Raw genomic sequence first — 11457 nt, 5'->3', positions numbered from 1 at the left:
GTGGACGTCAGGACCGACCGAGCAGGACCGGGGCGGATCGACTCGAATCGATTCGGCCCCGGAACCATCCTACGGGCTGCGTGAGCGCTCTCGCGACGCCCCGACCGCAACGCGCCCGTCACACTGCGCTCCTCGTCCAGTCCGCGCGGTCGCCGTGCGGTAACGTCGGACTGCTCGACAGCCGCCTCGTGCGGACGGAACGAAGAGGGGGTGGTGTCGTGGTCGACGCCCGGATCGTGCACACCACGGCAGCACTGCGTGAGGCGGTCCTCCGACTCGCAGCCGACCGCCCGGTCTCCGCCATCACGGTCGCCGACGTCACGCGCGCAGCCGGCATCAACCGCGCCACGTTCTACTCGCACGCCGTCTCCCCCGGATCGCTCCTGGCCGACGTGCTGACGCCCGAGCTCGACCGCATCCGCGAGGAGGACGTCGAGGCTCGCCGGACCGCCTCCGCCCGCGGGGCCGGCGAGGACGAGCTCGCCGCCATCACGCGCCGGGGCATCGACGCCGTCGTCGAGCACGTCGTGGCCCACCGCGACATCTACGCCCGCGGGTTGCCGGACACCGAGGACGCCTCCCTCCACCGCCTGCTCGTCCAGCACTTCACGGTGTCGAGCGCGCAGCACATCCGCGAGCTCGACCCCGCGTCACGCCCGCCCCTGCTCGACGACGTCGCAGCCGGGTTCGTGGCGCAGGGCTTCGTCGGCGCGATCGAGGCGTGGCTGGCCGGACCCCGACGCTCCCGGAGGTCCCTGGTCGAGACGATCACCCTGTCGTTCCCGGCCTGGTGGCACTGAGCCGAGCCGGCACACGGCCCCGCTCCCGAGCCCGGCCCCTCGCCCGGTCACGCTGATCGCGACGGTCCGCCGGCCCGGGTCCCGACGTCAGTCCCCGGCGCCGCTGCGCCCGCGGCGGTCTCCCGTGTCCGGCTGCTCGCCGCGCTGCAGCGACCGGACGACCTCGACCGCCGCCCGGGCGGTCGTCCCGGCATCCGCTGCCGCCGGCACGCGGTGGTCGGCGGAGACACCGTCACCGCCGGTCCCGCTCGCCGGGACCGACGCACCGACCGACACCACGACCACACCGGCGTCGTGCGCCGTCTGCACCGCCTCCGCGAGCGCGTCGGCGTCGACGGCGTGCACGAGCAGCGCCTTCGCTCCACCGCGGACGAGCGCGTCGACGGCACGGGCCTGCTCGGCCGCGGCACCGGAGGACGGCACCACCCGGACGTCCGGCGAGAACCCGGCACGGTCGAGCCCGCGCTCGAGGTCCGCGGCGAGCGCGTCGTCCCCGGGCGCGAGCACCGCGCCGACCACGGCGTCGTCGGCGAACCCGCCGTCGGAGCTGGTGAGGTCGGTGCTGCGGACCGGGGTCGGCGCAGCGGTCGTCGGTCCCTGGCACCCGGTCAGGGCGAGGGACGCCGCCACGAGGACGGCGACGACGACGGTGCGCACCCGGTGACCTCCGCTCGATCCGGTGCCCCACGCTACCGCGGGGCGGGTCACTCGGCGCCGGGGGTCGGCGGTGCGGGCACGGGACCGAGGCGCCGGACCGCGACGATCCCGACGAGTGCGATCGCGGTCATCGCGACGAAGACGAGCGGGAACGACCAGTCGCCGTCGGCTCCCCCGCTGCCGACGAAGAGCAGGCCCGTGACGGCGAGGCCGACCACGCTGCCCGAGGCGTCGGCGATCGTCAGGGCCGAGCTCGCGAACCCGTCGTCGCCCTCGCCCGAGAAGCGGAGCGTCAGCATCGACAGCCGCGGGTACATCGCGCCCATGCCCGCGCCGCCGACGAACCACCCGGCCACGAGCAGCCACCACGGCAACCCCCACACCGCGACGGCGAGCGCGGCGAGCAGGCTGACGAGGACGAGCGTGAGTCCGGCGCCGAAGGTCCGCGCCGCGGTGAGCCGCTGCTCCCCGAGCCGACCGTGCAGCCAGCTCGCCCCGGCCCAGCTCAGGGCGGCCACGGTCAGCGCGAGCCCCGCCGCCGAGGCGCTGAGGCCGTGCCGTGCCTGCAGCAGGAAGGGCACGTAGGCCTCGCTGCCGAAGAACGCCGCCGCGACCAGGCCGCGCAACAGCACCACGGACGGCAGGCCCGCGGCCGCCCGGAAGGTCCCGGCCGGCAGGAGGGGCCGCAGCGCCGCCCAGGCGCCGACGACGCCGATGACGACGGCCACGACTCGTGCCCACGGACCGAGGTCCGGCGCGACGTTGAGCAGCAGGATCGCGAGCGCCGCCGCGACCGACCACGCTATGCGCCCCGCCTGCCACGGGGGTCGGCGCTCGACCGGCGGCGCGTGCAGGCGTGCCAGTGTCGGGACGAGGAGGGCGAACGCGACGACCGCGATGACGAGGGCGCCGGCGAAGACCCAGTGCCACCCCCACACCTCCGTCACGACCCCGGCGAGCGCCGGGCCGACGAGTGCCGGGACGACCCAGGCCGCGGCGAACCCGGCGAAGACCGGACCGTGCAGCTCGGCGGGGAAGATGCGGGCGACGAGCACGTAGAGCACGACGTCGATCGCACCGGCTCCGAAGCCCTCGACCAGGCGACCGGCCAGGAAGACCTCCATCGTCGGCGCGGTCATCACGACGGCCGTCCCGACGGCGAAGAAGAGCGCCGACACCCAGGCGACGACGCGGCCGCCCGAGCGGTCCGTCCAGGTCCCCGCGAGCACCATCCCGGGCACGCCGGCGGCGAGCGGGGCCGCGAACGCGAGCGCGTAGAGCGTCTGCCCGTCGAGGTCGCGGCTGATCTCCGGCATCACCGTCGTCATCGCGAGGTTCTGGAACGCGGCCACCCCGACGATGGCGACCATCCCCAGGGTCGCGAGCGCGTAGCGCCCGCTGAGGATCCCCGACCTCGTCGCCACACTGCTCACCGGGCCAGCCTAGGGGCGCGCACCGACGATCCGTCAGGTCCTGATGACGGACGGGAGGCTCCCCACCGGTCCGGTGGGGAGCCTCCCGTCCGTCACGTCTGCGTCAGCAGGCCGCGGTCACCCGGCCGCGGTCACCGGGACAGTGCCTGCAGCACGTCCGCGACCAGGTCGCCCTGGTCCTCGATGCCGACCGACAGGCGGACGACGTTCTCCGGGACGGCGAGCTCGGTGCCCTTGACCGACGCGTGCGTCATCTCGCTCGGGTACCCGATGAGCGACTCGACGCCGCCCAGGGACTCCGCGAGCGTGAAGACCTCGGTGGACTCGACGAAGCGCTTCGCCGCCTCGGGTCCGCCGGACAGGGCGACCGAGAGCATGCCGCCGAAGCCGCGCATCTGCTTCGCGGCGACCTCGTGTCCGGGGTGGTCGGCGAGACCGGGGTAGTACACCCGCTCGACGCCGGGCGCCGAGACGAGCGCCTCCGCCACGGCCTGCGCGTTCGACGAGTGCCGCTCCATCCGGACCGGCAGCGTCTTGATCCCCCGGGTCGTCAGGAAGGCGTCGAACGGCGACGCGATCGCGCCCGCGCCGAACTGCAGGAAACCGACCTGGTCCGCGAACTCGCGGTCCCGCAGGACGACCGCGCCGCCGACGACGTCGGAGTGCCCGCCGAGGTACTTCGTGGTCGAGTACGACACGACGTCGGCGCCGAGCGACAGCGGCTGCTGCAGGTACGGCGACGCGAACGTGTTGTCGACGACGACCAGGGCACCTGCGGCGTGACCGACCTCGGAGAGGAGCGCGATGTCCGCGATCTTCATGAGCGGGTTCGTCGGGGTCTCCACCCACAGCACCGTCTTCGCCGGGGCGCCCTCGAGCGCTGCACGGACCCGGTCGACGTCGCTCATGTCGACGACCACGAGCTCCACGCCCCACGGCACGTGCAGGCGGTTGACCAGCCGGTGCGTCCCGCCGTACACGTCGTTGCCCATCACGACGCGGGCGCCGGGCTCGAGGTACGCGCGGAGCAGGGCGTCCTCGGCCGCCAGGCCCGATGCGAACGAGTACGCCGCAACGCCGCCGTCGAGGTCGGCGAGCAGGGTCTGCAGCGCGTCGCGCGTGGGGTTGCCGCCGCGGGAGTACTCGTAGCCGTTCCGCATGTTCCCGACGCCGTCCTGCACGTAGGTGCTCGTGACGTGGATGGGCGGGATGACGGCACCGGTCGTGGCGTCGGGGTCCTGGCCGGCGTGGACGGCGCGGGTGGCGAACTCGGTCATGCGCTGGGGTTCCTCGTGGGGTCGGGGTGGGGTCGGTGCGGGCGAGCGCTCGCTGTCGGTGCGGGCGGGCGCTCGGTGTCGGTGCGGGCGGGCGCTCGGTGTGGGCGAGCGCCCGGTGTCACTCGGAGAGCGACGTGAGCAGGTCGTGCCGGGTCAGGACGGTGACGGGCTTGCCGTCGTCGACGACGAGCAGCGCGTCGACCGTCTCGAGCGCCCGGCGGGCTGCGGACAGCGATTCACCGATGCCGATGAGGGGCAGTGGGTCACCGACGAAGCCGCTCACCGCGTCGGTCATCGCGGCGGTGCCCGTGAAGACCTGCTCGAGCAGGTCCTTCTCGGCGACCGCACCGACGACCTCGCCGATCACGACGGGCGGTTCGGCGCTCAGCACGGGCATCTGCGAGACGCCGTACGTGGACATGATCTCCACCACGTCGCGCACGGTGTCGGACGGGTGTGCGTGCACGAGGTCGGGCAGTCGGCCGTCCTTGCCGGCGACGACGGAGCCGACCGTGCGGGCGTCGTCGGTCTCGGCGAAGCCGTAGGAGCGCATCCACCGGTCGTTGAAGATCTTGCCGAGGTACCCACGGCCGCCGTCGGGCAGCAGCACCACGACCACGTCGTCCTCCGTCAGGTCGCGTGCGGCCCGCAGCGCCGCGACGACGGCCATGCCGCTCGACCCGCCGACGAGCAGCCCTTCCTCGCGCGCCAGCCGTCGGGTCATCGCGAAGGACTCGGCGTCGGTGACGGCGATGATCTCGTCGGGGACGCCGGCGTCGTACGCGCCGGGCCAGAAGTCCTCGCCGACGCCCTCGACCAGGTACGGCCGACCGGTGCCGCCCGAGTAGACGGAGCCCTCGGGGTCGGCGCCGACGATCCGGACGCGTCCCTCGGACGCCTCCTTCAGGAAGCGGCCCGTGCCCGAGATGGTGCCACCGGTGCCGACGCCGGCGACGAAGTGCGTGAGCAGACCGTCGGTGTCGCGCCAGATCTCCGGACCGGTCGTCTCGTAGTGGCTCCGGGGACCGTTCGGGTTCGCGTACTGGTTCGGCTTGTAGGCGCCGGGGATCTCCCGCACGAGGCGGTCGGACACCGAGTAGTAGGACTCGGGGTGCTCCGGCGGGACCGCCGTCGGCGTCACGACGATCTCGGCGCCGTAGGCCGTGAGCACGTTGCGCTTGTCCTCGCCGACCTTGTCCGGCAGCACGAAGACGCAGCGGTACCCGCGCTGCTGGGCGACGAGCGCGAGGCCGACACCGGTGTTGCCGGAGGTCGGCTCGACGATGGTGCCGCCGGGTCCCAGCTCGCCGGACGCCTCGGCCGCGTCGATGATCCGCGTGGCGATGCGGTCCTTCGAGGAGCCGCCCGGGTTGAGGTACTCCACCTTCACCAGGACGGTCGCCCGGATCCCCTCGGTGACACGGTTCAGTCGGACGAGCGGGGTGTCACCGACCAGGTCGACGACGGAGTTCGCGTAACGCACGCGGCCGAGTCTAGGTGGCCGGCTCGGCCGTCGGCTGGGTTGCGACGAACGATGTCGACGTCTGGTCCTGCTGGTGGAACAGCGAGGCGTAGACACCGCCGCGCGCGAGCAGTTCGTCGTGGTCGCCCCGCTCGACGATCCGCCCGTGGTCGAGCACGAAGATGACGTCGGCCTCGCGGATCGTGGACAACCGGTGCGCGATGGCGATGGTGGTGCGCCCGGCTGCCGCGGTGTCGAGCGCGGTCTGCACGACGTGCTCGGAGATCGAGTCGAGCGCGCTCGTGGCCTCGTCGAGCACCAGGACGGGTGGGTCCTTCAGCAGCACGCGGGCGATGGCGATGCGCTGCTTCTCGCCGCCGGACAGTCGGTAGCCCCGCTCCCCCACGACGGTGTCGTACCCGTCCGGGAACGAGGCGATGGTCTCGTGGATGTTCGCCGCGCGTGCGGCGCGCTCGAGCTCCTCGTCGGTCGCGTCCGGCTTCGCGTACCGCAGGTTGTCGCCGATGGAGGCGTGGAACAGGTACGTCTCCTGGCTCACGATGCCGACGTGGCGCATCAGGTCCTCGTGCTCCAGGTCGCGCACGTCGGCTCCGGCGAAGCGCACGGTGCCCGAGGACGCCTCGTACAGGCGCGGCACCAGGTACGAGATGGTCGTCTTCCCCGCACCCGACGGCCCGACGAACGCGGCGAACTGCCCGGGCTCGAGCTCGAACGAGACCCCGCGGAGCGTCGGCTTGTCCGGTTCGCCGTCCGGGTAGGTGAAGGAGACGTCCTCGAACGCGACGTGCCCCACGCGCGACGCGTCGACACGCTGCGCGTCGGGGGCGTCGGTGATCGCCGGGCGCAGGTCGAAGTACTCGAAGATCCGCGCGAACAGCGCGCCGGACGTCTGCAGGTCGAGCACGACGCGGAGCAGTCCGACGGTCGGGAACAGCAGGCGCGACTGCACGGTGGTGAACGCGACGATCGTGCCGGCCGTGATCGGGACGTCGCCGACGATCAGGAGGGCCGCGACCACGTAGATGACCGCGGGGATGATCGACAGGAAGACCTGGACGATGGCGAAGAACCACTGCCCGGACATCTGCTGCCGGACCTGCAGCTGGATCTGGTTGCGGTTCTCGTCCCCGTAGCGCCGGGTCTCGCTGCGCTGCTGGGTGAAGCTCTTGGCGAGCAGGATGCCGGAGACGCTCAGGGCCTCCTGGGTGATCGCGGTCATGTCCGACAGCGACTCCTGCGTCTGCGCGGCGATCCGGGCGCGGACCTGGCCGACCCGGCGCTGGGCGATGACGAGCAGCGGCAGGAGCACGACCGCCACCAGGGTCATCTGCCAGCTGAGCAGCAGCATCGCCACGACCGCCGCGATGACCGTGACGGTGTTGCCGAGCACCGACGAGATCGTGTTGTTGAGGACGCTCGCGACGCCGCCGACGTCGTTCTGCAGGCGCGACTGGATCACGCCCGTCTTCGTCCTCGTGAAGAACGCGAGCTCCATCCGCTGCAGGTGCGCGAACAACCGCATGCGCATGGCGCCCATGACCTCGTTGCCCACCGTCGCCGTCAGGTACGTCTGCCAGATCCCGACGCCGGCGCTCGCGATCCAGAGCGCGATCATCGCGCCGACGAGCTCGAGGAGCACGGGCAGGTCCGGGCGACCCGAGGGCGGGAAGAGCCCCCGGTCGAACGCCTGCTGGGTGAGGAGCGGCGGGATCACCGAGAGTGCCGCACCGACGAGCACGAGCACGACGGTCACCACGATCGCGCGGCGGTGCGGCACGAACAGCCCCGCGATGCGCCGGAGCAGGTGCGGGATCCGTGGCGCCTCGGCGTTGGCGGCCCGCTGCGCGGCGGCGTCGCCGCTCGAGATCCGCCCGCCACCGCGGGGCCCACCCCCGCGAATCCCGTGGCCCATGCTCATGGCACCAACGTATCCCCGGCGGCGGACACGGGCGGCGGGCTCCGCCGTGGGCGTATTTGACCCCGTTCAGGGGCCGTGCGACCATCGTCCGTCCCCTTCCCCGCGCCGATCACGAGGTCCCATGACGTCCGCGCCCTCCCGCCCCACGTCCCTCCGTCACCAGCTCGCTCGCCGGAAGCCGATCGAGCAGCTGCAGGCCGAGGCCGCGGCGGGCGTCGACGGCGAGCCGCTCCGCCGCTCGCTCGGCGTCTGGCACCTGACGATGATCAGCGTCGGGGCGACGCTCGGCACCGGCATCCTCGTCGTGCTCGGGACGGCCGTGCCGCTCGCCGGTCCGGCCGTCTGGATCTCGTTCGTGCTCGCGGGCGTGGCCGCACTGCTCTCCGCGCTGTCGTACGCCGAGATGGCCGGCGCCGTGCCGACCTCGGGGTCGAGCTACTCGTACACCTACGCCACGATGGGCGAGGGCATCGCGTGGGTCTGCGGCTGGTGCCTCGTGCTCGAGTACGCGGTCTCGGTCGCCGCGGTCGCGGTCGGCGCCAGCGAGTACGTCGACGAGACCCTGCGCGTCTTCGGGCTGCACCTGCCGGCCGCGATCGCCGCTCCCCCCGGCGACGGTGGTGTGGTGAACCTGCCGGCGGCGGTGCTCGTCCTCCTCGCGATGGCCGTGCTGCTGCCCGGTGCCCGCGAGAGCGCCTGGGTGAACACGCTCATGGTCGTGGTGAAGATCGCCCTGCTCGTGTTCTTCGTGGTCGTCGCGTTCACGGCCTTCTCGTCCCAGAACTTCGCGCCCCTCGCGCCGATGGGGGCCGCCGGTGTGACCGCCGCCGCGTCGCGGTTGTTCTTCTCCTACATCGGCTTCGACGCCGCATCGACCGCGGGCGAGGAGGCGAAGGACCCCCGCCGCGACCTGCCCCGCGCGATCATCGGGTCCATCGTGATCGTCACGACGCTGTACATCCTGGTCGCGATCGCCGCGATCGGTGCCCGCCCGTGGACGTCGTTCTCGTCCGACGAGGCCTCGCTCGTCCGCATCGTGGTCGACGTCACCGGGCAGCCGGTCGTCGCGCTCGTCTTCTCGATCGGCGCGGTGATCGCCATCGCGAGCGTGGTGCTCACGGTGCTCTACGGCCAGACCCGCATCCTGCTGACCATGGCGCGCGACGGCATGGTGCCGCCGGTGTTCGGTCGGGTCTCGCCCCGGACGGGCACCCCCGTGCCGAACACGCTCATCGTGGGTGTGGTCGTCGCCGTCGGCGCAGCGCTCGTCCCCCTCGGCGAGCTGGCCGACGCGACGAGCATCGGCACCCTGGTGGCCTTCGCCCTCGTCAACGTCTCCGTGATCGTTCTCCGACGCACCCGCCCGGAGCTCGAGCGGTCGTACCGGGTCCCGCTGTTCCCGGTCGTCCCGGTCCTCGGCACGCTCTGCTGCGTGCTCCTCGCGGTCTTCCTCGGCGCCGGCACCTGGATCGCGTTCGGCCTGTGGATGCTCGCCGGCGCGGTGCTCTACCTGGCCTACGGCCGCCGCCGCAGCACCCTGCGCTGACGCGCCCGCGCCCGGCCGCGCCGCGCCGCGCCTGCGACCGCGCCCGCGCCCCGAGACTCGGCTGCGCGGACACTTTCGCACCCGATCACCCACGAACGTGTCCGCAGGAGCGAGTCTCACGCTCCATCCACACGTCCCCACGACCACAGCAGGACCCACAGATCGCCTCCCCTGCCGCCTGTTCCGCAGTGGGAGCCCGACAGTGGAGGTGTGCGACACCACCGAGAACGACCCACCCTGCTGCGCGCCGACGGTGACGACTCATGCGCGCGGACCCTCCGCCGACAGCACCGCGCTGGCCTCCTCGTCCGGCTCCGCGCCGGCACGTACCTGCCTCGCACGTCCTGGGTCGAGCTCGATGAAGCCGACCGGCACCTCGTCCGCATCTGGGCGGTCGCGCCGGCCGTACCCACCGGAGCTGCGTTCTCGCACGTGTCCGCCGCGCTCGTGCACGGATGGCCCCTGCTCGGCCCGGCACCCGAGCGCGTCCACGTGACGGTACCGGGGGCCGAGCGCACCCTCCACCGCGCCGGCCTCGTCCTGCACGCGACCGGTGGCACGCAGGTGCGCCTGGCCCCGGCTCGCCTCGACGGCGTCCCGGTCACGGACCTGGTGACCACGGCATCGACGGTCGCGACCTCGCTGCCCGTGCACGTGGCTGCCGTGGCGATCGACGGGGCGGTGCGCGCCGGTGCGCTGACGCCGTCCGAGCTCGCCACGGCACTCCCCGCCGGCCCTGCGCGCGGATCTCGACGAGCACAGACCGTGCTGCGGGCGCTCGACGCTCGGCACGAGACCGTCGGTGAGTCCTACACGGCCGCCCGGCTGGTCGAGAGCGGCATCGACCGGGTGGTACCGCAGCACGAGTTCCGCCACGACCACGTCGTCGACCGCGTCGACTTCTGGCTCCCGGACAGCGGGACGGTCATCGAGTTCGACGGGAAGGTCAAGTACACCGACCCGACGATGCTCGCGGGCAGGGACCCGGGTGAGGTCGCCTGGGCGGAGAAGCGCCGGGAGGACCGACTCCGGCAGCGGAGCGAGGTGCGGACCGTCATCCGCGTGACGTGGTGGCACCTGGAACGACTGGATCGTTTCCAGGGCCTCCTCCGGGCGCACGGGCTGGTGCTGTGAGACGAGACTCGGCCCCGCGGACAACTTCGCGGCACGTGAACCACGAATGTGTCCGCGAGGCCGAGTCTCGCGGACCGCCGGACCGCCCGCCCGACCGCCGGCAGCGCCCCGCGCACGACGAAGGCCGCCACCCCGAGGGGCAGCGGCCTTCGCGAAGAGCAGTACGCAGTACTTACGCGAGCTCGATCGTGGCGCCGGCGGCCTCGAGGGCCTCCTTCGCCTTGTCGGCCGTCTCCTTGTTGACACCCTCGAGGATCTTGGCGTCGGCGGTCTCGACGAGCGCCTTGGCCTCGCCCAGGCCGAGCGACGTGAGGCCACGGACCTCCTTGATGACCTGGATCTTCTTGTCACCGGCCGACTTGAGCACGACGTCGAACTCGGTCTTCTCCTCGACCTCCTCGGCGGGGGCAGCAGCGCCACCGGCCGCGGCGACCGCGACGGGGGCAGCAGCGGTGACCTCGAAGACCTCCTCGAACTTCTTCACGAAGTCCGAGAGCTCGATGAGCGTGAGCTCCTTGAAGGCCTCGATGAGCTCGTCCTGCGAAAGCTTCGCCATGATTTTCTCCTACTACTAGCTAGTACGTGTGGTTGATGAACGCGTGCCTGGTCAGGCCGCGGACTCCTGCTTCTCGCGAAGGGCGTCCACGGTGCGGACGGCCTGCGAGAGGGGTGCCTGGAACAGGTACGCAGCACCGAACAGCGAGGCCTTGAAGGCGCCGGCGAGCTTGCCGAGCAGCACTTCGCGGGACTCGAGGTCAGCGAGCTTGTCCACCTCGGTCGCGGTGAGCGGGTTACCGTCGAAGTAACCGCCCTTGACCACGAGCTGAGGGTTCGCCTTGGCGAATGCACGCAGCGACTTCGCGACGGCGACGGTGTCACCGTGGACGAAGGCGAGAGCGGACGGACCGGCGAGCTCGTCGTCGAACGAGGTGATGCCGGAGTTGTTCGCCGCGATCTTGGTCAGCGTGTTCTTCACCACGGCGTACGTGGCGTGCTCACGGATCGAGTTGCGGAGCTCCTTGAGCTGCGCCACCGTGAGACCGCGGTACTCGGTGAGCAGAACGGCGTTCGAGCTCTGGAATGCTTCCGTGAGCTCGGCGACCGCAGCTTCCTTGTTCGCCATGGTTCTCCTTGGGGTTCTTGCCGGCTAGCCCCTGGTCACCACACGAAAAAAGCTCCGGCGCAGAGGCTCGGAGCTGCTCCCCCGCG

General features: G+C 72.2%; 10 protein-coding genes. 3 read left to right on the top strand and 7 right to left on the bottom strand.

The annotated features are described in order from the left end of the window. Positions 1-218 precede the first annotated feature (218 nt). The gene (locus PIJ49_RS00900) at positions 219-800 is read left to right on the top strand and encodes a TetR/AcrR family transcriptional regulator (protein WP_066655190.1); all 582 of its coding nucleotides are present in this window, start codon (positions 219-221) and stop codon (positions 798-800) included. Between the two features lie 87 nt (positions 801-887). Here PIJ49_RS00900 and PIJ49_RS00895 read toward each other — a convergent pair whose 3' ends face one another. From PIJ49_RS00895 to PIJ49_RS00875, 5 genes are all read right to left on the bottom strand, one after another. Beyond that, entirely contained in the window at positions 888-1457 is a 570-nt protein-coding gene (locus PIJ49_RS00895) for a substrate-binding domain-containing protein (protein ID WP_066655196.1), read from the bottom strand. A 47-nt stretch (positions 1458-1504) separates the two neighbouring features. Beyond that, complete coding sequence (locus PIJ49_RS00890; RefSeq protein ID WP_271825267.1) at positions 1505-2890, bottom strand: MFS transporter; 1386 nt, start codon at positions 2888-2890, stop codon at positions 1505-1507. Positions 2891-3021: 131 nt separating this feature from the next. After that, positions 3022-4167 carry a cystathionine gamma-synthase gene (locus PIJ49_RS00885; RefSeq protein ID WP_271825266.1) on the bottom strand — a complete coding sequence of 382 codons (1146 nt, stop codon included), beginning with the start codon at positions 4165-4167 and terminating at the stop codon, positions 3022-3024. A gap of 118 nt (positions 4168-4285) precedes the next feature. Then, entirely contained in the window at positions 4286-5650 is a 1365-nt protein-coding gene (locus PIJ49_RS00880) for a cystathionine beta-synthase (protein WP_271825264.1), read from the bottom strand. A 10-nt stretch (positions 5651-5660) separates the two neighbouring features. Continuing rightward, positions 5661-7562 carry an ABC transporter ATP-binding protein gene (locus PIJ49_RS00875; protein WP_271825355.1) on the bottom strand — a complete coding sequence of 634 codons (1902 nt, stop codon included), beginning with the start codon at positions 7560-7562 and terminating at the stop codon, positions 5661-5663. Between the two features lie 127 nt (positions 7563-7689). Between PIJ49_RS00875 and PIJ49_RS00870 the strand changes: the two genes are divergently transcribed. After that, complete coding sequence (locus PIJ49_RS00870) at positions 7690-9114, top strand: APC family permease (protein WP_209685069.1); 1425 nt, start codon at positions 7690-7692, stop codon at positions 9112-9114. Between the two features lie 210 nt (positions 9115-9324). Beyond that, positions 9325-10248, top strand: a complete 924-nt coding sequence (locus PIJ49_RS00865; protein ID WP_271825262.1) for a hypothetical protein — start codon at positions 9325-9327, stop codon at positions 10246-10248. Positions 10249-10420: 172 nt separating this feature from the next. Here the strand turns inward: PIJ49_RS00865 and rplL are convergent, their stop codons facing one another. Both rplL and rplJ read right to left on the bottom strand, forming a co-directional pair. Continuing rightward, positions 10421-10804: a 50S ribosomal protein L7/L12 gene (gene rplL, locus PIJ49_RS00860; protein WP_066655204.1), complete on the bottom strand. Its 384-nt coding sequence runs from the start codon at positions 10802-10804 to the stop codon at positions 10421-10423. Between the two features lie 51 nt (positions 10805-10855). Continuing rightward, entirely contained in the window at positions 10856-11371 is a 516-nt protein-coding gene (gene rplJ, locus PIJ49_RS00855; protein WP_058727460.1) for a 50S ribosomal protein L10, read from the bottom strand. Positions 11372-11457 lie beyond the last annotated feature (86 nt).

Origin of the sequence: Curtobacterium uvaldense, from assembly GCF_028307415.1 — a bacterium.
Lineage (GTDB): Bacteria > Actinomycetota > Actinomycetes > Actinomycetales > Microbacteriaceae > Curtobacterium.
The sequence above is the reverse complement of the archived record's forward strand: the minus strand, read 5'-3'. Positions and strand labels throughout refer to the sequence as shown.

Excerpts from the sequence above, each read along its gene's own strand:
- PIJ49_RS00885 (WP_271825266.1), bottom strand. The coding sequence starts at position 4,167 with ATGACCGAGTTCGCCACCCGCGCCGTCCACGCCGGCCAGGACCCCGAC.
- PIJ49_RS00875 (WP_271825355.1), bottom strand. The coding sequence starts at position 7,562 with ATGGGCCACGGGATTCGCGGGGGTGGGCCCCGCGGTGGCGGGCGGATC.
- PIJ49_RS00870 (WP_209685069.1), top strand. The coding sequence starts at position 7,690 with ATGACGTCCGCGCCCTCCCGCCCCACGTCCCTCCGTCACCAGCTCGCT.
- rplL (WP_066655204.1), bottom strand. The coding sequence starts at position 10,804 with ATGGCGAAGCTTTCGCAGGACGAGCTCATCGAGGCCTTCAAGGAGCTC.
- rplJ (WP_058727460.1), bottom strand. The coding sequence starts at position 11,371 with ATGGCGAACAAGGAAGCTGCGGTCGCCGAGCTCACGGAAGCATTCCAG.